The following is a 26,912-nucleotide window of genomic DNA, read 5'->3' as shown; positions in this document are numbered from 1 at the left end:
TCGCTACGCTGAACGGACCTGAGGCTCACCGCCGCAGGAACGCCTCGAGCTTGGCGAACAGCGGGTTCTCCCGGTCGAACACGTAGTCGAGCGAGACCACCGAGACGGTCTCGGCGCCATGCTCGCGCAGGAAGCTCGCCAGCGCATAGAGCTGCCCTGGAGGGCAGTGCAGCGTCAGCATGCCCGACGAGGTCGGCCCGCCGAACGGGGCCTCGACGCCGAACCGGCTGTGGGCTTCGCCGAGCAGGGCGGCGTCGCACTGCCGGAAGCGGGTGCGGACCTCGCGGTACTTGTTGGCGCGCGCCCTTGCTGCGATGTGATCGAGGATGACGCGCGCGGTCTCGCGCGCCTGCGGCGACCAGTCGGCCTCCCTGGAGGCGACCAGATTGGCCTGGCTGCGCAGGATCACGCCGTCGTCGAGCACGCGGAGGCCGTTGGCGGCGAGCGTCGCGCCCGTGGTGGTGATGTCGACGATCAGCTCGGCGCTGCCGGCCGCCGGCGCGCCTTCGGTCGCGCCTGCGCTCTCGACGATGCGGTAATCGGTGATGCCGTGGCTCTGGAAGAACGCCCGGGTGAGGTTGACGAACTTGGTCGCCACCCGCATCCGCATGTGATGCTGCTCGCGGAAGCCGGTGGTGACGTCGTCGAGATCGGCCATGGTGCGGACGTCGATCCAGGCCTGCGGCACCGCGACGACGACGTCGGCATAGCCGAAGCCGAGCCCCTCGATCAGCGAGACGCGGTTGTCGGCGTCGGCGATGTTCTCGTGCACCAGATCCTCGCCGGTGACGCCGAGATGGGCGAAGCCGCGCGACAGCTGCGATGCGATCTCGCTCGCCGAGAGATAGGCGACCTCGACATTGTCCAGCCCTGCGATGGTGCCGCGATAGTCGCGCGCGCCGCCGGCCTTCGACAGCTTGAGGCCGGCGCGGGCGAAGAAGGCTTCAGTGTTTTCCTGCAGGCGGCCCTTGGAGGGAACGGCCAGGACGAATGGCGCGCTCATGACTTAAGCTCCCACCTTGCGGCCGATCCGGTTCAGCGCGTCCACCCAGACCGAGAAGCCGACGGCGGGGATCGGCTCGCTAGATCCGAGCTGGGTCATCAGCCCGTCATAGCGGCCGCCGGCAACCAGCGGCTCGGCGCCGTTGCCGCTGTGATGCAGCTCGAATTCAAAGCCTGTGTAATAGTCGAGCCCGCGTCCGAACGCGGTCGAAAAGCGTGTCTGCTTCACGTCGATGCCCCGCGCGGCCATGAAGCCGACCCGGCTCTCGAACTGGTCGATCGCAGCATTGAGATCGAGCTTCGCGTCAGTGGTGAGCGCGCGCAGCGCGGCGACGGCGTCGTCGGGATTGCCCGCGATCGACAGGAAGCGCTTGAGCACGGCGATGGCTTCGCGCGGCAGTGCGCCGCCCTTCAGCGTCGATTGCTCGAGGAAGCGGTCGGCGATCTCGGCCGTGGTGCGGCCGCCGACATTGGTCGTGCCGGCGATCGACATCAGATCGGTGACGAAGGCGAGCGCCGCCTTGCGGTCGGAGCCGGCAAGCGCCGCCAGCACGCCCTCATATTCGCTGCGTGTCGCGGTGGCCGCGGCCGCCAGCCGCTCCAGATCCTGCTCCAGGCTGATCTTGCGGTTGAAATCCTTGACCAGGCGGCGGCGCCAGACCGGATAGAGGTTGAGCGCGTCGAGCAATGCGTTGAACAGCGCCACGTCGCCGGTGCGGATCTCGACGTCGCGGACGCCGAAGGCTGCCGTCGCCTCCAGCGCCAGCGCCAGCATCTCGGCGTCAGCTGCGGCGCGATCCTGGCGGCCGAACGATTCGATGCCGGCCTGCAGGAATTCACTGGCTTGGCCGCTGCGGTAGCGGAACACCGGTCCGAGATAGCTGAACCCGGCCGGCTGGCCGGCCCGGCCAGAAGCGAGGTAATCCCGCGCCACCGGAATGGTCAGGTCCGGGCGCAGGCAGAGCTCCTCGCCGGAGAGGTCGCTCGTCAGGTACAGGCTCTTGCGGATGTCCTCGCCGGAGAGGTCCAGGAACGGTTCGGCCGGCTGCAGAATGGCGGGCTCGGCCCTGACATAGCCGGCCTGCGCGAACGACAAGAGCAGCGTATCCGCCCAGGCGGCGGAGCCGGCAGCATTTGAGGTGGCAGTCGCGGTCATCTCAGGGGTCCATCGTCCCCGGTGGAACCGGGGCAGAGCAGGGGAGGCGAATTGGCGCAGCCCTTAGCATGGCCCGGCAGCGGTTTCGACCTCCAAAGGATCAATCGCTTAACGGGCGGGCAATGCCGGATCGGTTGGCTTCGGATCAGGCGGTCTTGCCGCCCCAGTCGCCCAGCACCGCCTGCACCAGCGCCAGCGCGGCGACGGCGGCCGTGTCGGCCCGCATGATGCGGGGGCCGAGCGCCAGCCGCAGGATGCTGGGCTGCCGCAGCAGCAGCGCCCGCTCTTCCTCGGCAAAACCGCCTTCGGGGCCGATCAGCACGTCGATACCCTGTCCGGCCTCGCGCGCGTCTTGCAGGCTCTGAATGGGGTTTTGGATGTCCGCCGCCTCATCGCAAAAGATGAGGAGCCGGTCGGCAGGGCGCTGGCTGAGGTACCGCTCCAGCGGCACCGGCTCGCTCACGGTCGCGATGCTGAGGATCCCGCATTGCTCCGCCGCCTCGACCACATTGGCGCGCATCCGCTCGGTGTTGACCCGGGAGGCCTGGGTATACCTGGTCAGGACCGGTTGCAGGCTGGCGGCGCCCATCTCGATGGCCTTCTGGACCATGTAGTCGAGCCGGGCATGCTTGAGCGGGGCGAAGACATAAGTGAGGTCGGCCAGTCGGTCCTGGGGCCGCGTCTGCTGGAGGATCACGAGGCCGTCCGGCCGCTTGCGGCCTTCGATCGCGGCCTGCCACTCGCCGTCGCGGCCGTTGAAGGCCAGGACCTCGGCCCCGGCCGCCAGCCGCAGCACATTGCCGAGATAATTGCTCTGGTCGCGGTCGAGCGGGACCCTGGCGTCCTGGGCGAGGGGGGCGTCGATGAACAGGCGGGGAGCGCGAAAATCGTGGGATGGCATCGTTCAAAGGTCCAATTTGGGGCCGTTCTTAACCGAAACCAGTAGTTTTGGGGGTAAATATCGTCGAATCGGTGCGTCCCCGCGCCGCGCTCTTGCCCTATTCGACGGGTTGTTAAGCGCCGGCGGGAATCGTAAAAACGCGAGCACGCTGGTTGCGCTTCAATTGGGAAGACGCCGAACCCCGTAAGCTCCTGCCGGAGAGACTGCCTTGATGATCCGTCATCTGATGGTTCCGATCACTGCCGCCATGGTCACCATGGGTGCCGCGGGCGCCTATGCGCAAAGCGCCTTCCCTGCGCCGCTGCCGAACCAGGCCGCGAGCAGTTCGGCGTTTCCGCCCGTGAACGGCTCGGCCCCGACTGCCTCCGTCGGCACGGCGCCGCAATCCTCGTTTCCGGTGAACGGCGCTGCGCCGGTCGGCGGCGCTGGTGCTTTCAGTGCGGCCCCGCCGACGCAAGCCCCGGGTGAGGACTGCATGAAGGCCTTCGTTCCCCTGCGCGAGGAGGCGGAGAAGCGCGGCAAGGCGATCAAGGCCGCGAGCGACCGTCATGCGCCGCCGGACGAGGCCTGCAAGCTGATCCGCAATTTCAGCCAGGCTGAAATGAAGATGATCAAGTACATCGAGACCAACGCCGCCAAATGCGGAATCCCGCCGAACGTCGGCGCGCAGATGAAGGACGGCCACAAGAACACCGAGGCCATGCAGACCAAGGTCTGCAACGTTGCGCAGCAGATGCAGAACCAGCCGCGCGGTCCGGCCGGCCCATCGCTGAGCGAGGTGCTGGGCTCGGGCTCGGCGCCCGAGGCCAATGCCGGCAAGAAGGGCGGCAGCACCTTCGATACGCTCAACGGCAACGTCCTGACCCGATGAGCGACACATCCGCCCGCGTTGCCGACTCCACCGGCAACTGGGTCGATACGCTCGCGCCGCCTTGGGCGCGGCCTTACTTGCGCGTGTCCCGCTTCGATCGTCCGATCGGCTCCTGGCTTCTCTTGATGCCATGCTGGTGGTCGGCGGCGCTCGCCGCCGGCATCGCACACGATATCAGCCGCCTGCCGCTCACCATCGTGCTGTTCTTCATCGGCGCCTTCGTGATGCGTGGCGCGGGCTGCACCTGGAACGACATCACCGACCGCGACCTCGATGCCAGCGTCGAGCGCACGCGCTCGCGGCCGCTGCCCGCGGGGCAGATCACCGTGAAACAGGCGCTGGCCTTCATGATCGCGCAGGGCGTGATCGGTCTCGTCGTGCTGCTCCAGTTCAACCGCTTTGCCGTCGCGACCGGTATCGCCTCGCTCACGGTCGTCGCCATCTATCCTTTCATGAAGCGCATCACCTGGTGGCCGCAGGTCTTCCTCGGGCTTGCCTTCTCTTGGGGCGCGCTGATGGGCTTTGCCGTCACCTTCGGACGCATCGACCTCACTGCGCTGGTGCTCTATGCCGGGTCGATCGCCTGGGTGATCGGCTATGACACGATCTATGCGCATCAGGATGCCGAGGACGACGCGCTGATCGGCGTCAAGTCCACTGCGCGTCTGTTCGGCGCGCATACGCATCAGGCCCTGATCCTGTTCTACGGGCTCGCGGTGGTGCTGATCGGCGTCGCGCTGGCCTCGAGCGATGTGCGCTGGCCGGCGTGGCTGGGCCTTGCGGCTTTTGCCGCGCATCTGGTCTGGCAGATCGTGCGCTTGAGGATCGACGATCCCGAACTGTGCCTGCGCCTGTTCAAGTCGAACAAGCACGCGGGGGCGCTGCTGTTTGCGGGATTGCTCGCGGACGCCGTGATGCGGGCGGCGTGACTCGTAGGGTGGGCAAAGGCGCCCTTGCGCCGTGCCCACGATCTTTCTCAGATTTCGACGGAAGAGGTGGGCACGCTTTCGCTTTGCCCACCCTACGGCACCTTCAATTCCGCGCGATGATCTCGCGCTCGCCCTGATGAACCGGCAGCTCGCGCGCGATGCCGGTGCGGCGGCGCATCAGGAATTTCGGACGGCGGGCGCGGATTGCGTTGGCGCGGCGGCGGCGGGCTGCGGGCTTGCGCGCGCCTTCGTCGAGCTGCGGCAGCGCGAAGATCTCGCTCCAGATCGCCCAGGCCTCGGTAAGCTCATTGGCTTCGGCGCCGACCAGCAGCGGAACGGATAGCGAGGGGTCGCGATGGACGAGGACGAGCGCCTGCGCCTCGTCATTGCCGCGCAGCGCGACGCCGGTGAAATCGCTGACGCGGACGTTGATTGCCATCTGCATGCCGCGAACGGCACGGCGCAGCACGACACGCTCGCGATGAAGCTCGATTTGCCTCGTGTATCCGTCGGCGCGCGGATCATGCGCGTCGAAGCGGACCGGAAGGGAAAGGGGGTCGAGCCGCAAGCTGCGGCTCGACCCGGCGGGAGCGACCCCGCATGTTGATGTTTGACGCCTCACGGCTTTCGTTCTCCCCGCCGGGATTATGTTCCCGGTCGATGCGAGGACCTTAGCGCGGCCGTTTCCGAAACCGCTTAAAAAGGCTGGTTAACCCAGCGTCACCACGGCTCATGATTGACAAGACCTTGGCGCGCATGATTGACGAGACGTTGCGCCGGAAAAGCGAATCTGAGCTTTTTGGGAGGCGAAAATGCTTGAAGTCCGCACCATTTGGGCACATCTGGTGGGTTCGGTCGTTCCGAGCCCGAACCCCGCCCCAACAGGATTTCGTTTGTGAACCCTTCACCAAGCTCGACGCTTTCGCCCCAGGATTCTTCCAAGGCCAATCGCGACCTGTTCGATCAGTCCGCGCTGTCCGATCTCGCACAGCGGCTGGTGGAGGCGGCCAAACGCGCAGGCGCCGATGCGGCCGATGCGGTCGCGGTGCGCGGCGTCTCGCAGGGCGTCGAGGTGCGCGACGGCCGTGTCGAGGAATCCGAGCGGTCCGAGGGCGACGATGTCGGCCTGCGCGTGCTGGTCGGCCAGCGCCAGGCGGTGGTCTCGACCAACGACGTCAGCGGCGATGCCGTGACCAAGCTCGCCGAACGCGCGGTGGCGATGGCGAAGGTTGCGCCCGACGACAAATATGTCGGCCTCGCCGATCCCGCGCTGCTCGCGCGCGATTTCCCCGATCTCGATCTGCTCGATCCCGATGTGCCCGCAACCAGCGAGCTCGAGCGCCGTGCGCTCGCCGCTGAAGCTGCCGCACTCGCGGTGAAGGGAGTCACAAAATCCGGCGGCGCCTCGGCCTCCGCCGGCATGGGCGGCATGGTGCTCGTCACCTCGACCGGCTTCCACGGCTCCTATCTGCGCTCCAGCCAGGGCATCTCGGCCACGGCGATTGCCGGCGAAGGCACCGGCATGGAGCGCGACTACGATTTCACCTCCGCGCCGCACGGCGCCGATCTGCTGTCGCCGGAAACCGTCGGCCGCTCCGCCGGCGAGCGCACCGTGGCGCGCTACAATCCGCGCAAGGTCGAGACCTGCAAGGTGCCCGTCGTGTTCGACCCGCGCGTCGCGGGCTCGCTGGTCGGCCACGTCGTCGGCGCCATCAACGGCGCCTCGATCGCGCGCAAGACCAGCTTCCTCAAGGACAAGCTCGGCCAGCAGCTGTTCGCCAAGAACATCCGCATCATCGATGATCCCCTGCGCAAGCGCGGCCTGCGCTCGCAGACTTTCGATGCCGAAGGCGTCGCGGTGAAGAAGACCGCCCTCGTCGACGAAGGCGTGCTGACGACCTGGCTGCTCGATTGCGCCACCGCGCGCGAGCTTGGCCTTGCCACCACCGGCCACGCCCATCGCGGCGTCTCGTCCTCGCCCTCGCCGGGGCCGTACAATCTGCACCTCGAACCCGGCACGCCGAGCCCGGCCGAATTGATCGCCGATATCAAGCAGGGCTTTTACGTCACCGACCTGATCGGCTCCGGCGTCAACGGCGTCACCGGCGATTACAGCCGCGGCGCCTCCGGCTTCTGGATCGAGAACGGCGAGATCACCTATCCCGTCAGCGAGGTCACGATCGCCGGCCATCTGTTCGAGATCTTCAAGTCGATGCAGCCGGCGAACAATCTCGAATTCCGCTACGGCATCAATGCGCCGACGGTGCGCATCGAGGGTTTGACGCTTGGCGGACGCTGACGCGAATTCGCTCGACGAAGCCATCCTGACCCGCGATGCGGCGCTGCTGAAAGACACGGTGCGCGAGGCAGGCGCGCTCGCGCAGTCGATGTTCCGCACCGAGCTGAAGAAGTGGATCAAGGGCGTGTCCTCGCCGGTGTCGGAAGCCGACATCGCGGTCAATGATTTGCTCGAGGCGCGGCTGCGCGCCGCCACGCCGGACTACGGCTGGCTCTCCGAGGAGAGCGCCGACGATGCCACGCGGCTGTCGCGGCGGCTGACATGGGTGGTCGATCCCATCGACGGCACGCGCAACTACCTCAACGGCCATGACGAATGGTGCGTCAGCGTCGCGCTGGTCGAGGGCGCCACGCCCGTGCTCGCCGCGGTGTTCGCACCGGCCAGCGACGAGTTCTTCTTCGCGGTCCGAGGGCAAGGCACGACGCTCAACGGCACCGCCGTGCGGGCTACTGCCGGATCCGAGCTCGACTTCTCGCGCGTCGCCGGGCCAAAACCCCTGGTCGAGCGCCTGAAGCCGTCACTCGGTGACATCAAGCTGCACCCGCGAATCGGCTCGCTCGCGCTCCGGCTCTGCCGGGTCGCCCATGGCGCGCTGGATGCGGCTTTTGCGGGCGGCAACAGCCATGATTGGGACCTTGCGGCGGCCGATTTGATCGTGCAGGAAGCGGATGGTAGGATGAGCGACCTCTCCGGAGATCCCATCCTCTATAACCGCCGGGAAGTGGCGCACGGGGTGCTGGTGGCAGCGGGACGCGATCGTCATGCGAGCATTGTCGCGCATTTTCGAAACCGTCCCTTGCCCTGAAGCGCTTTCGCGTGCCTGTCGACCACTGCTTTGCCGGGCAGCCCGTTAGAAAGAGAACCCATGCCAGATAGTGCCCCGCAACAACTGCTTCACCTCGTCATCGGCGGAGAGCTCGTCGATCTCGAGCACAACACCTTCAAGAACCTGGACGACGTCGAGATCGTCGGCCTCTATCCGAACTACGCGACGGCGCACGCTGCCTGGCGGGCCAAGGCCCAGAGCACGGTCGACAATGCGCAGATGCGCTATTTCATCGTCCATCTCCACCGCCTGCTCGACCCGAATCAAGAACCGGCGCGTTGAAAAAACTGCTTCGCAATACGCTGCGAAGCAGCTTCGTTCAGCGTGCCGTCGGGGTCCTGGCGGCCGAATATCTGCGCTTTGTCTGGCGGACCAACAAGTTCACGTTCGATCCGCCCGACGTCTATGACATCGTCGAGCCGCAGATCCCGGCGATCTTCGCCTTCTGGCACGGCCAGCACTTCCTCACCCCCTTCATCAAGAACAAGGACTGGTACAAGGCCAGGGTCCTGATCTCCCGGCATCGCGACGGCGAATTCAATGCCATCGCCGCCGAGCGGCTCGGTATCGGCACCATCCGTGGTTCCGGGGATCATGGCGGGGCCTTTCATCGCAAGGGCGGGGTCGGCGCCTTCAAGGAAATGGTGCGGACGCTCCAGGACGGTTGTAATGTCGCGCTGACCGCCGATGTCCCCAAGCGCTCCCGCGTGGCCGGGCTCGGCATCATCATGCTGGCACGGGAATCGGGACGGCCGATCATGCCTTTCGCGATGGCGACCAGCCGCTTCATCCGGCTCAAGAACTGGGACCGCACCACCATCAATTTGCCATTCGGGCGGGGCGCATTGGTCGGCATCAAGGAAATCCACGTTCCCGCAGATGCCGACGCCGCGATGATGGAAGCGCTGCGGCTGGAGTTGGAGGAGACGCTGAACGAGGCGACCCGGCGCGCCTATGCGCAGCTCGGCCGCCCGGGACCGGAAGATGCCTAAATCGCTGCCCATTGCGCTGCCCATCACGCTGCGGATGTATCGGCGCCTGGCCTCGGGCCTCGTGCCGCTCGCGCCTGCACTGATCAAGCGGCGCTTGAAGCAGGGCAAGGAGGACCCCGCGCGGGTCGGCGAGCGGCGCGGCCTGTCCCGCGACGTCCGGCCGCACGGCCCGCTGGTCTGGATCCACGGCGCCAGCGTCGGCGAGGTGCTGGCTGCGGCTGCCCTGATCGAGCGCCTGCGCGATCTCAATCTGCGCATCCTGCTCACCTCGGGCACGGTCACCTCGGCGGCGGTCGTCGCAAAGCGCTTTCCGCCCGACGTCATCCATCAATACGTGCCGTATGATTCCCCGCGCTATGTCGCGCGCTTCCTCGACCACTGGAAGCCGTCGCTGGCGTTGTTCATCGAATCCGATCTGTGGCCGAATTTGATCCTGGCGGGCGCCGCACGCCGGGTGCCGATGGTGCTGATCAACGGGCGGATGTCGCCGCGCTCCTTCCCGCGCTGGCGCCGCATGCACGGCACCATCTCGGCGCTGCTGTCGCGGTTCGATATTTGCCTGGCGCAGTCCAGGACCGATGCGGAGCGCTTCTCCGCGCTCGGCGGCCGCGACGTCGTCACCACGGGCAATCTCAAGCTCGACGTGCCGGCACCGCCGGCCGATCCCGCAAAACTCGAACGGCTGATGGCGATGACGCGCGGGCGGCCGATCATCGTCGCCGCCTCGACCCATCCGGGCGAGGACGAGATGCTGATCGCGGCGCATCGCAGCCTCGTCGGCTTCTTCCCGCAGCTTCTAACCGTGATCGTGCCGCGGCATCCCGATCGCGGCTCCTCGATTGCAGGCCTCGTCACGGCGTCGGGCCTCAAGCCCGCCTTGCGCTCGCGCGAGGAGCTGCCGACGGCCGCGACCGACGTCTACGTCGCCGACACCATGGGCGAGCTCGGCCTGTTCTATCGCCTCTCGCCGATCGTGTTCATGGGTGGATCGCTGATCCGCCACGGCGGGCAGAACCCGATCGAGGCGATCAAGTTGGGGGCGGCGATCGTCCACGGGCCGCACGTCTTCAACTTCACCGACGTCTACGAGGCGCTCGATGCGAGCGGCGGCGCGCGCCAGGCCGATACGCCGGAAGCGCTGGTCAAGCAGCTCGGCCAGCTGCTGGCCGATCCGACGTTGCGCGACAAGATGCAGCAGGCAGGTGCCGGCGTCGTCGAGCAGCTCGGCGGCGCGCTCAACCGCACCATGACCGCGCTCGAGCCTTATTTGCTGCAATTGCGGATCGAGATGGGGGCCGCCAATGCGTGAGCCGGCCTTCTGGTACCGGCCACGTTCCCTTCAATCGCACGCGCTTTGGCCGCTCGGTGCGCTCTACGGCGCGATCACCGAACGGCGCATGCTGCGCGAGGGCTTCGACGCCGGCATCCCCGTGATCTGCGTCGGCAACTACCATGTCGGCGGCGCCGGCAAGACGCCGACCGTGCTGGCGCTGACCAAGCTGTTGCGCGAGCTCGGCGAGAGCCCGGTGGTGCTGAGCCGCGGCTATGGCGGGCGCCTGACGGGCCCTGTCATGGTCGACCGCGAGCGCCACACCGCGACTGACGTCGGCGACGAGCCCTTGATGATGGCGCGCGACGTTCCTGTTGCCGTCGCACGCGACCGCCTCGATGGTGTGGCGCTGGCGAAGTCGCGAGGTGCCACCGTGATCCTGATGGACGACGGTTTCCAGAACCCGAGCCTTTTGAAGGATGCCTCGCTGATCGTGATCGACAGCGAGCGCGGCCTCGGCAACGGCGCGGTGTTTCCCGCCGGCCCCCTGCGTGCGCCGCTGCAGGCACAGCTCGCGCGCACCGACGCGCTGGTGCTGATCGGGGATGGCCGTGCCGCCAACGATGTCGCGGCCGAGCTCGCCAAGCGCAACAAGCCCGAGCTGCGCGCGCGGTTGAAGCCGGATGCGGTTTCGCTCGCACAGCTCCTCGGCAAGCGGGTTTTCGCCTTCGCCGGTATCGGCGATCCCGCGCGCTTCTTTCGCACATTGCGGGCGAGTGGGATTGATGTCGCGCGCGCGCGCCGCTTCGACGATCATCATATGTTCTCGCGCGAGGAGCTCGTCGCACTCGCGGAGGAAGCACAGCGCGAGCAGTTGACGCTGGTGACGACGGAAAAGGATCTTGCGCGCCTGCATGGCAGCGAAGGCGTGCCTGCCGGCATCGTGCCGTTCGCCGTCCAGCTCGAATTCGACGATCCAGGGAAGCTGCGTCAGTTGATCAGCGACCATCTCTACAAGGCGCGCGAGCGACGGTTCTCCAGACGCTGATCTCGTAGGGTGGGAAAAGCGAAGCGTGCCCACCATCAGAACCCGTAGCGTCGGTTGGCCCCGGACTACGCGAAGCGCAGTCCCATGCTCACCACGCCCCGACGAGCATCATTCCGACGATGGTCAGGCACGAGACGCAGGTCACCATGACGGTATAGCATTCGGGTGTGTTCATCGCGGCCTCGCAAAACTGTTGCCAATTGCTTGGTCACTGCCACGCGGGAGAGATTGCCGGTCTTGGCCGCTTCAATGCGGCGCGCTGCGGCCGGTCTTGCGGTGTGCCGCCGTCCTCTCATCGTCACTCTGATCCGAGAGAAGATAGTCCGCTTCGAGTGCTTCAAAGCGTTCAGCTGCGATCAGAAGCTGCTTGCGCATTTCGGCGAGGCGGGCGCGGCAATATTCGCGATAGAGCAAGTCCAGTATGATGGGCATGATCACCCCCATCGATTGACTTTGAATTTACAGATATTCCACCGCGAGGTGATCGTAGCCCGTCAGGTGGCTCTTCGATATGAGCCCGTTCACAGACTGCGCCAATTCCAAAGCTCGACGGCCGTTTGGTTGACCTGATTGTCTGTGCGATAAAAAGTACAGGGCCAATTACCTAGCATGGAGATTAGCAGCGTTCTGTTTCAGCAAGACTTCGTCAAACAACTTAAGGACGCCGGACGGAGACGAAAAATCCAACCACAAAGCGAAATGACTTACCTCGGAGTGCAAGCACGACTCGATGCAACGCGGATCGCCACGATGAGGATCATGTCGCGGTGTGCAGGTCGGTAGGTCCCGTAGGGTGGGTTAGCCTTGCGACCGCGCGAAGCGCGGTTGCCAGGCGTAACCCACCAACTTCGTCCCGCATCCGCTGATGCATGGTGGGTTACGCCAGCGGACTGCGCTTCGCGCAGCCGCGAGCTAACCCACCCTACGGCAGTTCGCCATTCAGCCGGCATTCATCGCAAAGCTCCTATCGATCTCGGACGATCAGGAGAAGTCGATGAAACTGCCGTCCGCCGCCATCGCCGCCAGTCTTGTGTGTCTGATTGTTGCGCCTGTGTTTGCACAGACGACGACGCCGTCTGCCGCTCCGACCACCGTGCCGGTTCCTGCGGCCAAGCGCGTCACCTGTCTTGCTTCGACGCAAAACCTGAAGGGACAGGACAAGCGCGACCAGATGCAGCTGTGCATGGCGCAGGCGCGGGTCGATTGCCTGAAGCAGGCGATCGATCAGAAGGTCGTCGGTGAACCCAGGAAGAGTTTCATCAAGACGTGCGTAGGCGGAGATGGTCCAGAGCCGCAATAGCAGAACGATGCCACAAGCGCGGTATCGTAGGGTGGGCAAAGCGAAGCGTGCCCACGTTGGTTGTCGCGGTCTTGGCGAGACGGTGGGCACGGCGCTTTGCGCCTTTGCCCACCCTACGGGATCACGCTTTCAGCGCGCCGGGAAAATGCCGCTGCAATACCGCGGCGGGCGTGGCGTAGGCCTCCTGCAGATCGACGCTCCAGTACTTCAATTCGTCGAGCGGGATCCGCGTGTCGGTGATGGCGCAGCGCACGAAGGTCCCCGGCGAGATCACGCGGAAATCGCCGTCGAGATATTGCACCTGCGCTTCGCCATGGCCGGAAGAGCCGAACTTGTTCAGCACGGTCGAAAGTCTCCGTGGAAGGCCCGTAAGGGCACGATGTGTTGGACGGGATGTAGCATAGATAGGGTGGCTTGTCCGCCCGTTAAACCCACCGGTTTGTGATGTTTTGCCGCCGTTTCCGCGTGGTAGTGCTCCGGACGAAGGATCGCAGCATGATCCGGACCCGGAGGGCCGCGATAGCGCAAAGTGCGGAGCGGTTTTCCGAAAAGATCATGCTCAAAAAAAGGGCCGCTCGCGGCCGGCACCTGATACGGCAGAGTCCGATGCGCCTTCGACTGATCGCCCTGTTCCTGATGCTCCTGATACCGGCCGCACACGCGGCGCCGGCACCCGTGCCGCATCAGGTCGAGATTCCGCTCGCCTCGGGAATCCTGCATGCGCAGCTCTACAAGCCCGAGGGTGACGGGCCGTTTCCGACCGTGATCGCGCTGCATGGCTGCGGCGGCCTCGGCGGCCATTCCGATCCCGTGCTGCCGCGCTATCGCGACTGGGCCGAGCGCCTGCTCAGGGACGGTAATGCCGTGCTGCTGCCGGACAGCTACGGCTCGCGCGAGCTCGGGCCGCAGTGCCGCGTCAAGGAGAGCCACGTCAAGGCGCGGCGCGAGCGTGTCGCCGACATCGCGGCCTCGCGCGCCTGGCTGATGAAGCAGGCCTGGGTCGCGCGAGACCGCATCAGCCTGATGGGCTGGGCCAACGGCGCCAGCGCGCTGCTCTGGGCCGTGCGCCCGCAGAGCACGTCGCGCGATCAGGGACCGGATTTCCGCGCCGCGATCGCGTTCTATCCGGATTGCCGGATCTCGGCGGGTTTGGGTTGGAGCGCGCGAGTGCCGACGCTGCTGCTGATCGGCGGCAATGACGACGTGTCGTCGCCGCCGGCCTGCCGCCAGATGGTGGACGGCGCGCATGGCCGCAGCGCGCTCGCGCGCATCGTGGTCTATCCCGGCGCCTATCACGATTTCGACCGCGCCAACACGCCGCTGCACGCGGCCAGCGGCAGCAGCGACGCCGCCGCGCCCGAGCACGGCCATCTCGGCACGGATGCCGAGGCGCGCGCGGAGTCGCAGAAGGAAGTCGCGCAATGGCTGGCGCGGTGATGAAGGTTTCGTAGCCCGGATGGAGCGAAGCGCAATCCGGGACGGTCGCAGTGCGTGGCACGCCCCCGGATTACGCTGCGCTCCATCCGGGCTACGGACTTGTCCCGCCGAAGCTCGGTAGAGCGAAGGCGGAAGCGGGGCCGCCCGGGGAACAACATCACGCGGACAGCCCCGCATCGACCACCGCCCTGCACGGAAAATGGCCGACCGTGAATCTACGGATCGCGCATGGCCGCGGTTTCAGTACGTGGCCGCGCCATCATTCGACCACGATGTCGATTAAACGCATCTCACATGCGCAACCGCATCACGCTCTTCGCCTCCGCCCTGATCGTCTTCACCGTCGCGATCTTCCTGTACGAAGCCCACGCCGGCGCCCCACAGCTCGCGCCGGAACATTGCGGCTTCTGGACCACGATCGACGCGGGATTGTCCTGCCGCTGAAGCTTACCCTGCTAGTCCCGTCACCCTGAGGTGCTCGCCTCTTCGGCGAGCCTCGAAGGGCGACGGCCCCGCTGCATCCCGGCCGTACATCCTTCGAGGCTCACCTTGCGATGCGCTTGCATCGCAAGCCTCGCACCTCAGGATGACGGAGCTCGGCGGGTTACGCGCTGCTTCCACATCGTCATTGCGAGCGCAGCGAAGCAATCCAGAATCTTTCCGCGGATGGATTCTGGATTGCTTCGTCGCAAGGGCTCCTCGCAATGACGGGGATAGAGCGCCGCCCTCCCGCCTCAGAACAAGCTGCCCTGATCCACCGGCTTGGCCACGCGCTTCGGCGCGGGCTTTGTCTCCTGCGTGGCCGGCTTCGCTTGCGCCGGCGCGCGCTTTGCCGCGGGCGTCGGCCGATCCGCATCCGCGGTCGCACCGACACGGCCGTCGGCGAATTCGATCTCGACGCGTGCGCCGGGGCCGATCGCGTCCGCCGCATGCACGGGATGGCCGGCTTCATCGCGCACCAGCGCAAAGCCGCGCGCGAGCACGCTGCGGTAGGACAGGGCAGAGAGCAGCTTGCCGCTGTTCTCGACGCGGGCCTCGAGCCGCTGCAGCAGCGTGACGAGCGCGCGGCCGGCGCGCTCGGCGAGGCGATGCGTGCGCTCGCGCTGGCGGGCAATTGCGTTGCGCTGCGCCTGCGCATTCGAAAGCTTTGAGGCGCGCAGACGCACCTCCAGCCCGGCAAAGCGGTCGCGCCGCTGCCGCAGCAGCGATCGCGCGGACAGGCCGAGCCGCTCGCCGCACACGGTGAGGCGGTGATCGGCCTGCGAGATCTGGCCGTGCAGCACGCGCAGCGTCAGTTTTGAACTTGCGGCTGTGAACCTGCGGAAATGCGCATGCGTGTTGGCCTTGAGGCAGCGGGGCAGGGAGGCTCCGGCCGAATCCAGCCGCTGCCGCGGGATCGCGAGCAGATCGCCGGCCGCCGGCAGCGCGCGCGCGGCGGCGCGCAGTTCGCTGCGGCGGCTCTCCTGGGCGCGCTGCCAATAGGCGCGGGTGCGGCGGCCGAGATCGGCGACCTCGACGAACAATTCGCTGCGCACCGGCACCGCCATCTCGGCGGCAGCCGTCGGCGTCGGCGCGCGCTTGTCGGCGACGAAGTCGATCAGCGTGATGTCGGTCTCGTGCCCGACCGCCGAGATCAGCGGGATCATGCTCTCGGCGGCTGCCCGCACCACGATCTCCTCGTTGAACGACCAGAGATCCTCCAGCGAGCCGCCGCCGCGCGCGACGATCAGCACGTCGGGGCGCGGAATCTTGCCGCCCTCGGGCAGCGCATTGAAGCCGCGGATCGCGGCCGCGACCTGTTCGGCCGAGCCTTCGCCCTGCACCTTGACCGGCCACACCAGCACGCGGCGGGGAAAGCGGTCCTCGAGCCGGTGCAGGATGTCGCGGATGACGGCGCCGGTCGGCGAGGTCACGACGCCGATCACCTCCGGCAGCCAGGGCAGGAGCTGCTTGCGCGCCTCGTCGAACAGCCCTTCGGCCGCGAGCTTCTTCTTGCGCTCCTCCATCAGCGCCATCAGCGCGCCGATGCCGGCCGGCTCCAGCGCCTCGATCACGATCTGGTACTTTGAGGAGCCCGGATAGGTCGTCAGCTTGCCGGTGGCGATGACCTCGAGCCCCTCCTGGGGCTTGAAGCGCATGCGGCCGTGGACGCCCTTCCAGATGACCGCCTCGATCTTGGCGCTCTCGTCCTTGAGCGCGAAATAGCAATGGCCGGAGGAATGGGCGCCGCGGAAGCCTGAGATCTCACCGCGGACCCGGACATGGCCATAGGTGTCCTCCACAGTCCGCTTCAGGGACTGCGAGAGCTCGGAGACGGTGAATTCGAACGCGTTGTTCAGTTGTTCCGCAGGCGGCATCGGCAAACGATTCGGCATTTTGGGGTCAGACCCGACGTTAAGGATTTTCGCCGCGCGGCGCCAATCCGGGGATTGATTGAAAGAGTGCTCTGTATTATAGAGTTCTCTATTGATGGTGAGTTCGGTTGGGGGTTGGTCATGGCGATGCAGTTGCTGCGAGGCGCTCTGGGCTTGCTGAAATGGGGGCTGTGCGCGGTCGGCGCCGTGGCGCTGCTGCTGACGGCCCTGATCGCGACGCCGCTGCAGCGGCCCGCCGAGATGCGCTCCGTCTCGGACTCCGCCAAGGGCATCGACTGGTCCACGCTGCCGCCACTCGAACGCTTCCAGGCCCGCGACGGCACCTGGCTCGGCTTCCGCCACTACGCGCCGAAGGGCACGGCCTCGGATCGCGGTGCCATCTTCATCCATGGCTCCTCGGCTTCCTCCGCTACGGTCAACCACGCGCTGACGGCGGCACTGGCCGCGCGCGGCGTCGAGACCTGGGCCCTCGACATGCGCGGTCACGGCGCCTCGGGCACCCGCGGAGACATCGGCTATGTCGGCCAGCTCGAGGACGATCTCGTCGACTTCGTCGCGCATGTCCGCAAGAGCGCGCCCGATTTGCCGCTGACCCTGATCGGTCATTCAGCCGGCGCCGGTTTCTCGCTACGCGTGGCCGCGACGCCGATCATGCAGGACCTGTTCGTTCGCACCGTGCTGATCGCGCCCTATCTCGGCTACGATGCGCCGACCAACAGACCGAATTCCGGCGGCTGGGCCAATCCCGACATTCCGCGCTTCCTCGGCCTCGCCGCGCTGCGCAAGCTCGGCATCGACTGCTGCTCGCAGCTGCCGGTGCTGGCGGTCGCCGTGCCGCCGAATTCGGAACGCATTCTGGTGCCGACCTATTCCGACCGCCTGATGCGCAATTTTGCCACGCGGGGCTATCGCATTGATCTTCCGGCGACGACACGTCCGATGACGATCTTCGGCGCCGCCGAGGACGAGATGATGATCTCGGACAAATATGCCGAGGCGGTGCAGGCGGTGAAGCCATCGGTGGACGTGAAGGTGATCGAGGGCGTCAACCACATGGGCATGGTCACCAATCCGAAGGCTGTTTCCGCGATCGCCGAAGACGTGGCAGCGCGCGGGAGCGGGCAGTCATGATCGACAGCAAGCAGGCTACCAACGCGCTGGCGGACATCGACGATACCGTCCGCCGCGTGCGGCAATCGCTGATCTACCAGCTCTCCAGTCTGATCATGTTGATGTGCGGCGCTCTGGTTTTCGCCGGGAACGTCCTGAGCTGGCTCTGGCCGCGCTATGGCCTCTATATCTGGATCGGCGTCTACGTCTTCGCGACTCTGGGGCTGTTCGCCCTCAGTGCCTACAATTACGCGCAATCCCGCATCCGTACCTTCGATCACCGCTATCTGTTGACGTTCCTGTTGATCATTGCGTTCGGCATCTTCTGCTGCGTGTTCGGCCAATTCACGCCGCGCCAGCAGACGACGTTCTGGCCGGTCTACATCATGCTGTTCTACATGTTGGCGGGCGTGTGGTTCGGCACGGCCTTCATCGTGATCGGCGCCGCGATCATCGCGCTCACGCTGATCGGATATATCTACATCCCCGGAATGCCGTTCCTGCTGTGGATGGCTGTCGTCAACGGCGGCGGACTGTTCGTCGGCGGCCTCTGGATGCGGCGGAGCTAGACTTGGCAGAGCTCGACGACATCATCCACCAGCCGCTGCGCCTGAAGATCATGGCGGCGCTGAACGCCCTGCCTGCGGAGGTCGGGCTCGAATTCGCCCGCCTGAAGAAGCTCACCGGCGCCACCGACGGCAATCTCGGCGCGCATATCGAGACTTTGGCCAAAGCCGGCTACGTCTCGGTCGAGAAAGCCTTCGTCGGCAAGAAGCCGCAGACCACGGTCACCGCCACCGCCGCCGGCCGCGGCGCCTTCGCGCGGCATGTGGCGACGTTGCAGGAGATCATAGCGGGGAAGCAGATTTAGCTTCCCTTTATTCCTGGGCATTCCTCTGTCCGCCGTCATTCCGGGGCGCGCCCTCTTGGGCGCGAGCCCGGAATCCATACTCACGATGGTGGTTATGGATTCCGGGCTCGCGGCTTCGCCGCGCCCCGGAATGACGGGGAGTTTGAGGTAAGCCCCCTTGAGCCCCACCCCGATTCGTGCGACCTCCGGCCCCAGCAAAACCCCTTATATCGAGCCCTCGATGCACATTCTCCTGCTCGGTTCCGGCGGCCGCGAACATGCCTTGGCGTGGAAGATCGCAGCCTCCCCCCTGGTCACGAAATTCTGGTGCGCGCCCGGCAATGCCGGCATCGCGCGGGAGGCGGAGTGCGTGGCGCTCGACATCGCCGACCATGCCGCCGTGATCGACTTCTGCAAGAAAAACGCGGTGGAGCTCGTGGTGGTCGGCCCGGAGACGCCGCTGGCGGCCGGCATCGTCGATGATCTCACAGCTAGCGGCATCAAGGCGTTCGGGCCGAGCAAGGTCCCCGCCCAGCTCGAAAGCTCCAAGGGGTTCACCAAGGCCCTGTGCACCGAATTCGGCATTCCGACGGGCGCCTACAAGCGCTTCACCAACGCCAAGGATGCGCGCGACTACGTCAACAGCCAGGGCGCGCCGATCGTGGTGAAGGCCGACGGCCTTGCCGCCGGCAAGGGCGTCGTCGTCGCCAAGACGGTGCGTGAGGCGGAGGACGCCATCGCCATGATGTTCGAGGGCGCCTTTGGCGAGGCCGGCGCTGAAGTCGTGATCGAGGAGTTTCTGCCGGGCCGCGAGATCAGCTTCTTCGCGCTGTGCGACGGCGAGACCGCGATCCCGCTGGCGTCCGCGCAGGACCACAAGCGCGTGTTCGACCACGACGTCGGCCCGAACACCGGCGGCATGGGTGCCTATTCGCCGACCCCGCTGGTCACGCCCGCGATCCACGACGCGATCATGGCGAAGATCATCCTGCCAACGGTTGCCGGCATGAAGCAGCGCGGCACGCCGTTCCGCGGCATCCTCTACGCCGGGATCATGCTGACGACGCAGGGACCAAAGCTGTTCGAGTTCAACGTCCGCTTCGGCGATCCCGAGTGCCAGGTGCTGATGCTGCGCATGATGTCGGACATCGTGCCGGCGTTCATCGCCGCCTGCGACGGGGAGTTGAAGCATTTCGACCTGCGCTGGCATCCGGAATCCGCGCTCACCGTGGTGATGGCGGCCAAGGGCTATCCCGGCGACTACCAGAAGGGCACGCGCATCGAGGGGCTCGATGACGCCGCCAAGGTCGACACCGTCGAGATCTTCCACGCCGGAACGGTCGAGAAGGACGGCGCGATCCTCGCCAACGGCGGCCGCGTGCTCAATGTCTGCGCGCTGGGCAAGACCGTGACCGAGGCGCAGGCGCGCGCCTACCAGGCCGTCGACCGCATCAACTGGCCGGAAGGCTTCTGCCGCCGCGACATCGGCTGGCAGGCGGTGGAGGCGGAGAAGGCCAAAACTTAACTCGTCACAACAACTAGCTCGTCATTCCGGACGGCGCGCGCAACGCGCCGATCCGGAATCTCGAGGGTCTAGGCGCCTTCGCGCCGCCACATCGACATTCCAGAAATACGTAATCGGCTGTTGGGGTTAGCCATCCCGGCCGATGACGCCGTGCTACTGTGCATGGGGTTGTTTTCGACATTTTTTGTCGGGGGGCCCCGGCAACGACCAGACAAGGATGCAGAAAGATGTCCGATCTCGCCGACCTCTATCCCGGCTTCGCCTCCGAGTGGATCAACACCTCCTTCGGCCGCATCTTCGCCCGCGTCGGCGGCGAGGGGCCGCCGCTGCTGCTGCTGCACGGCTTCTCCGAGACGCATGTGATGTGGCACCGCGTGGCGCCGCAGCTTGCCGACAAGTTCACGCTGATCATCGCCGACCTGCCGGGCTATGGCTGGTCCGACATGCCCGCGAGCGATGCGCTGCACATGCCCTACAGCAAGCGCGCGATGGCCAAGGCCATGATCGAGGCGATGGAGCAGCTCGGTCACGTGCATTTCGCGCTCGCCGGCCACGACCGTGGCGGCCGTGTGTCGTATCGGTTGGCGCTCGACCATCCAGGGCGGCTGTCAAAGCTCGCCGTGCTCGATATCCTGCCGACCTATAATTACTGGGAGCGGATGAACCGCGCCTATGCGCTGAAGATCTATCACTGGACCTTCCTGGCCCAGCCCGCGCCGCTGCCGGAGACGTTGATCTCTGGCAATGGCGAGTTCTTCCTGCGCTTCAAGATGGCGAGCCAGACCAAATCGAAGACGCTCGATGCGATCGACAAGCGCGCGCTCGAGCACTACATCGCCCCGTTCCGCGATCCCGCGCGCGTGCACGCGATGTGCGAGGATTACCGCGCCGGCGCCTATTTCGACTACGACCTCGACAAGGCCGATTTCGAGGCCGGCAAGAAGATCACGGTGCCGATGCTGGCGCTGTGGGGTAACGCCGGCGTGGCCCAGGCCGCAGCGACCCCGCTCGACACGTGGAAGCAATGGGCGACGAACGTGGACGGCATGCCGGTGGATTCAGGCCACTTCCTCACCGAGGAGAACCCCGATGTGACCGCGAAGGCGCTGCGGGAGTTTTTCTTGGCTTGACGATCTTGTAGCCCGGATGGAGCGAAGCGAAATCCGGGATTCTCTCCTCGCCGCGATACTGTCCCGGATTGCGCTTCGCTCCATCCGGGCTACGCGACTCCGGCCTACCGCCGCTCCCGAAAAAACGCCTTGAGCAGCCGCGCCGCCTCGCTCTCGCCGACGCCGGAATAGACGTCCGGCGCGTGGTGGCAGGTCGGCGAGGCAAAGAAGCGCACGCCTGACTCGACCGCGCCGCCCTTGGGGTCGGCCGCGCCGTAATAGAGTCGGCGGACCCTTGCAAAGGAGATCGCGCCCGCACACATGGTGCAGGGCTCCAGCGTCACGTACAGGTCGCAGTCGACCAGGCGCTCGCTGCCGATCTTTTTCGCCGCTTCGCGCAGCGCCACGATCTCGGCATGGGCGGTGGGGTCATGGTCGGTCAGCGTCCGGTTCGCCGCGGTGGCGATGACCTCGGAATTGCGGACCACCACGCATCCGATCGGAACTTCGCCCGCTTTTCCGGCATTTTCGGCCGTCAGAAGCGCCAAATCCATGAAAGAGGGGGCTTTCAAGCCTCGTATCATCGCCAGAAACCTGCTAGTAGCTCCGCCTTCAGCAAGAGTGAATACCGGTTTTGCCTGAGCATGCGGCTCGGAACGAGCGCGCATAATGCCCTCGCGCCACCCCTGAGTGAGATTATTCATGCCTCGCGACAGCGACAAAGACAACGATTCCCGCGGCCGGCGAGGCCCCCCCAAGGGACCGTCCAAGGGCGGCCGGAGCGGCAAGCCGCGTGGCCCCGAGAAGAAATTCGCCAAGCGCGGCTTCGAGGGCAAGGGCGACCGCGACAGCCGGCCGCGTGGCGACCGTGACAGCCGTCCCTTCCGCCGCCGCGAGGAGGGCGATGCCCCGCGCCGCGATTTTTCCGACCGCCCGCGCTTCAAGCGCGACGGCGAGGAGCGCGGCGAGCGCAGCTTCAAACCGCGCGGAGATCGTCCGTTCTCCGATCGCGGCGCGCGTGATGGCGAGAAGCGGTCGTTCAAGCCGCGTGGTGATCGTCCGTCCTATGGGCGCGACGACCGTCCGCCGCGCAGGGATCGCGATGATTCCCGCCCCGCCGGCCGGACCGGAGACAAGAAGTTCGGCGACAAGCGGCCCTATGCGCCGCGTGGCGACCGGCCGGAGCGCAAGTTCGACGGCGAGCGGAAGTTTTCGCGCGGCGGCGACCGCGGGCCGCGCGAGGATCGTGGCGAGCGCAGCTTCAAGCCGCGTGGAGACCGCCCGAATTTCGATCGCGGTGATCGCGCGCCTCGCGGCGAGCGTCCCGAACGCAAATTCGAGGACCGGAAATTTTCGCGTGGGGGAGGGGATCGTGGGCCGCGCAAGGACTTTGGCGGCCGCGATCGCGGCGACGAAAAGCCGTGGCGTCAGCGCGAGGATCGCCGCGAGGGCGGCCGCGGCGAAGACCGTCCGCGCTTCTCGCGTTCGCGCGACGATCGCGCATCCGGCGATCGTCCGTTCCGCGATCGGCCGAAATTCGATCGGCCGCGTGACCGTGACAGCGAACGCGGTGACCGTCCGAAATTCGATCGCCCGCGCGAGCGGCCGGAAGGTCGCATGGACTGGCAGGAGCATCCACGCAGCGAGGGCCGCTTTCGCGATCGTCCGCGCCGCGACAATGAGGACGACAGCAGGATCTTCGAGAAGCGCCCCGCCTTCGGCGGCCGCGGCGCCTATCGCGAGCGCGATCGTGATTTCGAGGGCCGCCCGCGCCGCGACGAAGCGCCGAAGCCGAAGAAGGCCGGCGAGCGCATCGCCAAGGCGCTGGCGCGTGCGGGGCTCGCCTCGCGCCGCGACGCCGAGGAAATGGTCACGCAGGGCCGCGTCACCGTCAACGGCCGCGTCATCAACTCGCCGGCGCTCGACATCACGCCGAACGACGTCGTCCTGGTCGACGGCAAGCCGTTGCCGCCGCGCGAGCGCACGCGGCTGTTCCTCTATCACAAGCCGCGCGGGCTGATGACGACGCATGACGACCCCGAGGGGCGTCCGACCGTGTTCGACAATCTGCCCGAAGGACTGCCGCGCTTGATCAGCGTCGGGCGGCTCGACTTCAACACCGAGGGCCTGTTGCTGCTCACCAATGACGGCGGCCTCGCGCGCACGCTCGAGCTTCCCGACACCGGCTGGCTGCGCCGCTACCGCGTCCGCGCCCATGGCGACGTCACCCACGCGCAGCTCGACGAGCTCAAGAGCGGCATCGAGGTCGAGGGCGTCAAATACGGTCCGATCGAGGCGACGCTCGAGCGCGACCAGGGCGCCAATGTCTGGCTGGTGTTCGCGATCCGCGAAGGCAAGAACCGCGAGGTGCGCAACGTCTGCGCCCATCTCGGGCTCGAGGTGAACCGGCTGATCCGTGTCTCCTACGGCCCGTTCCAGCTCGGCGAGATCCCCGAAGGCCAGGTCGACGAGATCAAGTCGCGCGTGCTGCGCGAGCAGCTCGGCGACAAGGTGATCGAGAAATCGGGCGCCGAGTTCGACGTGCCGTCGAAGTCCGCCGGGCGCGGTGATGATGCGCCGAAGACGCCGATGAAGCGCGCCGTCATCAACGACCGCAAGGGCCGCCGCGTGCTGGTGCAGCGCACCGGCAGCGAGGAGGCGCGCGAGCGCAACGAGATGGAGGCGAACGGCTACGGCCCGCCGCGCCGTCCCAAGCGCGGCTATCACGGCAAGCGCGACTTGACGCCGCGGGAGGACTAGCCTTGCGCGTCGTCGGCGGCAGGTTGAAGGGGCGCAATCTCGCCTCACCGTCCTCGCGCGACATTCGCCCCACGGCGGACCGGTTGCGCGAGTCCGTGTTCAACATCCTCGTGCACGCCTATGACGATCCGATTCAAGATGCGCGCGTGCTCGATCTCTTCGCCGGCACCGGCGCGCTCGGCATCGAGGCCTCCTCGCGCGGCGCGAAGTTCACGCTGTTCGTCGACAATGGCGCGGAAGCGCGGGCGCTGCTGCGCAACAACGTCGAGTCCCTCGGCCTCGGCGGCGTCACCAAAGTCTATCGCCGCGATGCGACTGATCTGGGTCCCGCGCATCCCGTCGAGCCGTTCTCGCTGGTGTTCCTCGATCCACCCTATGGCAAGGGCTTTGCGGAGAAGGCGCTCGCCTCCTTGCGCGATGGCGGCTGGCTGACGCCGGGCGCGCTGCTGGTGGTCGAAGAAGCCAAGGCCGCGCAGTTCGTGACGCCGGAAGGGTTCGAGGAGTTGGAGCGGCGCGCGTATGACGATACGGAGTTTGTGTTTTTGAGGAAGCCGTAGCTGCGCTGCCGTAGGGTGGGCAAAGGCGCAACGCGCCGTGCCCACGAACTTTCCATGCTTGCGATAGGTGGTGGGCACGCTTCGCTTTGCCCACCCTACGGCACCTTTACCTCCGCCCGAACAGCTTCTCCACATCGCTCAGCTTCAGCTCGACATAGGTCGGGCGGCCGTGATTGCACTGGCCGGAGTTCGGGGTGTCCTCCATCTCGCGGAGCAGGGCGTTCATCTCTTCCGGCCGCAGCCGGCGGCCGGCGCGCACCGAGCCGTGGCAGGCCATGGTGGCGGCGACGTGCATCAAGCGGCGTTCGAGAGGAAGAGCTTCGTCCCACTCGGCCATGTGCTCGGAGAGATCGCGCAGCAGACCGCCGGCATTGGTCTTGCCGAGCAGCGACGGTGTCTCGCGCACCGCGACCGCACCGGGACCAAAGGATTCGATGGCAAGTCCAAATGAAGCAAGCTCTTCGCTGCGCTCCAGCAGGCGCTCCACCGTGGCTTCGTCCATCTCGACGATCTCGGGGATCAAAAGGATCTGCCGCTGCACGCCGTTGGCAGCCAATGAGGCCTTCAGCCGCTCATAGACGATGCGCTCATGCGCTGCGTGCTGGTCGACGATGATCAGGCCGTCGCGCGTCTGCGACACGATGTAGGTCTCGTGGATCTGCGTGCGCGCCGCGCCGAGTGGGCGGTCAACCAAGTCAGCCAAGGGCTGCGTCTCGATCCGCACATCCGCGCTGGGCGCGCCGACGTCGAAGGCGGTTTGCGCGCGCTCGGCGAAAGCCGGTGCGGCTGCGCCGTCGAATGAAGGCATCGGCGCGGCGGGAGCGGATGGTGAGGCGCGCCAGTCCCAGCTCGCCGGGCGCGGCGGCGTGAACGCGGGACGGAACGAGGACAGAGCGCTCTCGCCGCTGTTGGCCGCGGTGCGGCGGCCCTCGCGTGCGAGACCTTCCTTTAGTCCGTGCACGATCAGTGCGCGCACGAGGCCGGCGTTGCGGAAACGCACCTCGGTTTTGGCGGGATGCACGTTGGCGTCGACCTCGCGCGGATCGAGCGTGACGAACAGCGCCAGCACCGGATGGCGGTCGCGCGGCAGATAGTCGGAATAGGCCGCGCGCACGGCCCCCAGGATCAGCTTGTCGCGCACCGGGCGGCCGTTCACGAAGAGATATTGCCCGAGCGCGTTGGCCTTGGTCAGCGCGGGCGCCGCGGCATAGCCGGCGACGACGACGCCCTCGCGCTCGGCATGGACCTCGATGGCGTGGCTGCGGAATTCAGCCCCTAAGATATCGCCGAGCCGCGTCAGGCGGCCGGCAGCGCCGGGCAGGGCGGCAGCCCAGGTCACCGGCGCGCGCTCCTCCCCCGCGAGCGTGAAGGCGACGTCCGGCCGCGCCATGGCGAGGCGCCGCACCACCTCGCGGATCGCTTCCGCCTCGGTGCGGTCGGTCTTCAGGAATTTCAGCCGCGCCGGCGTCGCATAGAAGAGGTCATTGACCTCGACGCGGGTGCCATGCGCCAGCGCCGCCGGCATGATCTCGGACTTCTCGCCGCCCTCGACGCTGAGCGCCCAGGCATGCGGTTCGCTGGCATGGCGCGTCGTGATCGACAGCCGCGCCACCGAGCCGATCGAGGGCAGCGCCTCGCCGCGGAACCCGAGCGTGCGGATCTGGAGCAAATCCTCGTCGTCGAGCTTGGAGGTGGCGTGGCGCTCGACGGCGAGCGACAGGTCCTTCGCGGTCATGCCGCTGCCGTCGTCGGTGATGCCGATCCGCCGTCGTCCCCCACCATCGGTGAAGACGTCGATCCGGCTCGCGCCGGCATCGATGGCGTTCTCGACCAGCTCCTTGACCACGCTCGCGGGCCGCTCGACCACCTCGCCGGCGGCGATGCGGTTGACGACCTGTTCTGGAAGCTGGCGGACGGGCATGAGGCTCGAATCTGGATTCGCTGACAGCGCTATTCTAGGCCGTGTTGCGTCAAAAGCATGTGTTGGGCAACAGGAACGTCGCGGGCTGGGGAGGAGCGGTGTCTATCACATTGAAGACATTGGCCGTTCGAGAAAATCGCACAACCCGGATGACGCGGCTTCCGGTAACCGTTCTGATTGTGGGGTGCCGGGCAGACGTGTAGCATCGTGAAAAAATGGCAACAGGACGGGAGGACGCCATGTGCCATCTCTTCGCGCACCAGCCCCAACGCGACTACGAATCCCAGACCCGCTCTTTGCGGATCGGCGGGCATTGCACCTCGATCCGGCTGGAGATGGCATTCTGGGACACGCTGGAGGAGATCGCGGCCAAGGAGAGCATGAGCCTCGGCAAGTTCCTGACCACCCTCTACAACGAGGTGCTCGACCATCACGGCGAGGTCAACAATTTCGCCTCGCTGCTGCGCTGCTCGTGTTTGATCTATCGCTCCCGAAGCATGGTGCCGGTGCAGGAATTCAAGGCCACGGTGACGCCCATTCTCGACGCGGCCGAGTAGCTGTCCCAACAAAGGTGCGTAGCCCGGATGGAGCGCAGCGCAATCCGGGGATTTGTGCCACAAGCGGCGGCGGTCCCGGATTACGCTGCGCTCCATCCGGGCTACGAGACTCCAACC

Annotated in this window: 28 protein-coding genes; 19 read left to right on the top strand and 9 right to left on the bottom strand. The window is 66.5% G+C overall.

Going from position 1 to position 26,912, the window contains the following annotated elements:
• Window positions 1-25: 25 nt before the first annotated feature.
• The 3 genes from hisG to IQ16_RS23815 form a co-directional block, all read right to left on the bottom strand.
• A complete protein-coding gene (gene hisG / locus IQ16_RS23825) occupies window positions 26-1,003 on the bottom strand; it encodes an ATP phosphoribosyltransferase (RefSeq protein ID WP_018648418.1) in 978 nt (325 codons plus the stop codon).
• A gap of 3 nt (window positions 1,004-1,006) precedes the next feature.
• Window positions 1,007-2,158, bottom strand: a complete 1,152-nt coding sequence (locus IQ16_RS23820) for an ATP phosphoribosyltransferase regulatory subunit (RefSeq protein ID WP_018648417.1) — start codon at window positions 2,156-2,158, stop codon at window positions 1,007-1,009.
• Between the two features lie 145 nt (window positions 2,159-2,303).
• The gene (locus IQ16_RS23815; RefSeq protein ID WP_018648416.1) at window positions 2,304-3,059 is read right to left on the bottom strand and encodes a 16S rRNA (uracil(1498)-N(3))-methyltransferase; all 756 of its coding nucleotides are present in this window, start codon (window positions 3,057-3,059) and stop codon (window positions 2,304-2,306) included.
• Window positions 3,060-3,270: 211 nt separating this feature from the next.
• Here IQ16_RS23815 and IQ16_RS23810 point away from each other — a divergent pair, with 211 nt between their 5' ends.
• Both IQ16_RS23810 and ubiA read left to right on the top strand, forming a co-directional pair.
• Window positions 3,271-3,930 carry a hypothetical protein gene (locus IQ16_RS23810; protein WP_018648415.1) on the top strand — a complete coding sequence of 220 codons (660 nt, stop codon included), beginning with the start codon at window positions 3,271-3,273 and terminating at the stop codon, window positions 3,928-3,930.
• On the top strand, window positions 3,927-4,859 hold the full coding sequence (gene ubiA / locus IQ16_RS23805; RefSeq protein ID WP_018648414.1) for a 4-hydroxybenzoate octaprenyltransferase: 933 nt from the start codon (window positions 3,927-3,929) through the stop codon (window positions 4,857-4,859). The genes IQ16_RS23810 and ubiA overlap by 4 nt, the downstream gene beginning before the upstream one ends.
• Before the next feature lie 103 nt (window positions 4,860-4,962).
• Here the strand turns inward: ubiA and IQ16_RS23800 are convergent, their stop codons facing one another.
• The gene (locus IQ16_RS23800) at window positions 4,963-5,481 is read right to left on the bottom strand and encodes a DUF6101 family protein (protein WP_018648413.1); all 519 of its coding nucleotides are present in this window, start codon (window positions 5,479-5,481) and stop codon (window positions 4,963-4,965) included.
• A gap of 273 nt (window positions 5,482-5,754) precedes the next feature.
• Here IQ16_RS23800 and IQ16_RS23795 point away from each other — a divergent pair, with 273 nt between their 5' ends.
• Genes IQ16_RS23795 through lpxK form a run of 6 tightly spaced genes read left to right on the top strand, consistent with a single transcriptional unit; the run spans window position 5,755 to window position 11,294 of the window.
• Window positions 5,755-7,158, top strand: coding sequence for a TldD/PmbA family protein (locus IQ16_RS23795; RefSeq protein ID WP_018648412.1), 1,404 nt, complete (start codon window positions 5,755-5,757; stop codon window positions 7,156-7,158).
• Window positions 7,145-7,963: a 3'(2'),5'-bisphosphate nucleotidase CysQ gene (locus IQ16_RS23790; protein ID WP_018648411.1), complete on the top strand. Its 819-nt coding sequence runs from the start codon at window positions 7,145-7,147 to the stop codon at window positions 7,961-7,963. The genes IQ16_RS23795 and IQ16_RS23790 overlap by 14 nt, the downstream gene beginning before the upstream one ends.
• A gap of 60 nt (window positions 7,964-8,023) precedes the next feature.
• A complete protein-coding gene (locus tag IQ16_RS23785; protein WP_018648410.1) occupies window positions 8,024-8,266 on the top strand; it encodes a DUF4170 domain-containing protein in 243 nt (80 codons plus the stop codon).
• Complete coding sequence (locus IQ16_RS23780) at window positions 8,263-8,976, top strand: lysophospholipid acyltransferase family protein (protein WP_018648409.1); 714 nt, start codon at window positions 8,263-8,265, stop codon at window positions 8,974-8,976. The genes IQ16_RS23785 and IQ16_RS23780 overlap by 4 nt, the downstream gene beginning before the upstream one ends.
• Window positions 8,939-10,285, top strand: coding sequence for a 3-deoxy-D-manno-octulosonic acid transferase (locus tag IQ16_RS23775; RefSeq protein ID WP_018648408.1), 1,347 nt, complete (start codon window positions 8,939-8,941; stop codon window positions 10,283-10,285). The genes IQ16_RS23780 and IQ16_RS23775 overlap by 38 nt, the downstream gene beginning before the upstream one ends.
• Window positions 10,278-11,294, top strand: coding sequence for a tetraacyldisaccharide 4'-kinase (gene lpxK, locus IQ16_RS23770; protein ID WP_018648407.1), 1,017 nt, complete (start codon window positions 10,278-10,280; stop codon window positions 11,292-11,294). The genes IQ16_RS23775 and lpxK overlap by 8 nt, the downstream gene beginning before the upstream one ends.
• Window positions 11,295-11,540: 246 nt before the next feature.
• On the opposite strand, the gene IQ16_RS45240 is transcribed toward lpxK, so the two are convergent.
• Complete coding sequence (locus IQ16_RS45240; protein WP_018648406.1) at window positions 11,541-11,738, bottom strand: hypothetical protein; 198 nt, start codon at window positions 11,736-11,738, stop codon at window positions 11,541-11,543.
• Between the two features lie 550 nt (window positions 11,739-12,288).
• Here IQ16_RS45240 and IQ16_RS23760 point away from each other — a divergent pair.
• On the top strand, window positions 12,289-12,594 hold the full coding sequence (locus tag IQ16_RS23760) for a hypothetical protein (protein WP_018648405.1): 306 nt from the start codon (window positions 12,289-12,291) through the stop codon (window positions 12,592-12,594).
• A 121-nt stretch (window positions 12,595-12,715) separates the two neighbouring features.
• Here IQ16_RS23760 and IQ16_RS23755 read toward each other — a convergent pair whose 3' ends face one another.
• A complete protein-coding gene (locus IQ16_RS23755) occupies window positions 12,716-12,937 on the bottom strand; it encodes a DUF2093 domain-containing protein (RefSeq protein WP_018648404.1) in 222 nt (73 codons plus the stop codon).
• A 263-nt stretch (window positions 12,938-13,200) separates the two neighbouring features.
• Between IQ16_RS23755 and IQ16_RS23750 the strand changes: the two genes are divergently transcribed.
• Both IQ16_RS23750 and IQ16_RS23745 read left to right on the top strand, forming a co-directional pair.
• Complete coding sequence (locus tag IQ16_RS23750) at window positions 13,201-14,031, top strand: dienelactone hydrolase family protein (RefSeq protein ID WP_018648403.1); 831 nt, start codon at window positions 13,201-13,203, stop codon at window positions 14,029-14,031.
• 294 nt (window positions 14,032-14,325) lie between these two features.
• The gene (locus IQ16_RS23745) at window positions 14,326-14,475 is read left to right on the top strand and encodes a hypothetical protein (protein ID WP_018648402.1); all 150 of its coding nucleotides are present in this window, start codon (window positions 14,326-14,328) and stop codon (window positions 14,473-14,475) included.
• A gap of 290 nt (window positions 14,476-14,765) precedes the next feature.
• Here the strand turns inward: IQ16_RS23745 and xseA are convergent, their stop codons facing one another.
• Window positions 14,766-16,388, bottom strand: coding sequence for an exodeoxyribonuclease VII large subunit (gene xseA / locus IQ16_RS23735; protein ID WP_018648401.1), 1,623 nt, complete (start codon window positions 16,386-16,388; stop codon window positions 14,766-14,768).
• Window positions 16,389-16,526: 138 nt separating this feature from the next.
• Here xseA and IQ16_RS23730 point away from each other — a divergent pair, with 138 nt between their 5' ends.
• From IQ16_RS23730 to IQ16_RS23710, 5 genes are all read left to right on the top strand, one after another.
• A complete protein-coding gene (locus IQ16_RS23730) occupies window positions 16,527-17,537 on the top strand; it encodes an alpha/beta hydrolase (RefSeq protein WP_167526344.1) in 1,011 nt (336 codons plus the stop codon).
• The gene (locus IQ16_RS23725) at window positions 17,534-18,085 is read left to right on the top strand and encodes a hypothetical protein (protein ID WP_018648399.1); all 552 of its coding nucleotides are present in this window, start codon (window positions 17,534-17,536) and stop codon (window positions 18,083-18,085) included. Before IQ16_RS23730 ends, IQ16_RS23725 begins: the two co-directional genes overlap by 4 nt.
• A gap of 2 nt (window positions 18,086-18,087) precedes the next feature.
• A complete protein-coding gene (locus tag IQ16_RS23720; RefSeq protein WP_018648398.1) occupies window positions 18,088-18,387 on the top strand; it encodes a winged helix-turn-helix domain-containing protein in 300 nt (99 codons plus the stop codon).
• A 220-nt stretch (window positions 18,388-18,607) separates the two neighbouring features.
• Entirely contained in the window at window positions 18,608-19,891 is a 1,284-nt protein-coding gene (gene purD, locus IQ16_RS23715; RefSeq protein ID WP_018648397.1) for a phosphoribosylamine--glycine ligase, read from the top strand.
• Window positions 19,892-20,118: 227 nt separating this feature from the next.
• Window positions 20,119-21,021 (top strand): alpha/beta fold hydrolase, encoded by a 903-nt coding sequence (locus IQ16_RS23710; RefSeq protein WP_018648396.1) that lies wholly within the window; start codon window positions 20,119-20,121, stop codon window positions 21,019-21,021.
• A gap of 104 nt (window positions 21,022-21,125) precedes the next feature.
• Here IQ16_RS23710 and IQ16_RS23705 read toward each other — a convergent pair whose 3' ends face one another.
• Window positions 21,126-21,584: a nucleoside deaminase gene (locus tag IQ16_RS23705; RefSeq protein ID WP_018648395.1), complete on the bottom strand. Its 459-nt coding sequence runs from the start codon at window positions 21,582-21,584 to the stop codon at window positions 21,126-21,128.
• Window positions 21,585-21,702: 118 nt separating this feature from the next.
• Between IQ16_RS23705 and IQ16_RS23700 the strand changes: the two genes are divergently transcribed.
• Together IQ16_RS23700 and rsmD are read left to right on the top strand one after the other, a co-directional pair.
• Complete coding sequence (locus IQ16_RS23700; RefSeq protein ID WP_167526343.1) at window positions 21,703-23,760, top strand: pseudouridine synthase; 2,058 nt, start codon at window positions 21,703-21,705, stop codon at window positions 23,758-23,760.
• Window positions 23,761-23,762: 2 nt separating this feature from the next.
• On the top strand, window positions 23,763-24,317 hold the full coding sequence (gene rsmD, locus IQ16_RS23695) for a 16S rRNA (guanine(966)-N(2))-methyltransferase RsmD (RefSeq protein ID WP_018648393.1): 555 nt from the start codon (window positions 23,763-23,765) through the stop codon (window positions 24,315-24,317).
• A gap of 106 nt (window positions 24,318-24,423) precedes the next feature.
• Here rsmD and mutL read toward each other — a convergent pair whose 3' ends face one another.
• Complete coding sequence (gene mutL, locus IQ16_RS23690) at window positions 24,424-26,238, bottom strand: DNA mismatch repair endonuclease MutL (RefSeq protein WP_018648392.1); 1,815 nt, start codon at window positions 26,236-26,238, stop codon at window positions 24,424-24,426.
• A 239-nt stretch (window positions 26,239-26,477) separates the two neighbouring features.
• Between mutL and IQ16_RS23685 the strand changes: the two genes are divergently transcribed.
• Entirely contained in the window at window positions 26,478-26,795 is a 318-nt protein-coding gene (locus tag IQ16_RS23685; RefSeq protein WP_018648391.1) for a ribbon-helix-helix domain-containing protein, read from the top strand.
• Window positions 26,796-26,912 lie beyond the last annotated feature (117 nt).

It is taken from the genome of Bradyrhizobium huanghuaihaiense (assembly GCF_007830635.1).
Taxonomy (GTDB): Bacteria; Pseudomonadota; Alphaproteobacteria; order Rhizobiales; family Xanthobacteraceae; genus Bradyrhizobium; species Bradyrhizobium huanghuaihaiense.
The sequence above is the reverse complement of the archived record's forward strand: the minus strand, read 5'-3'. Positions and strand labels throughout refer to the sequence as shown.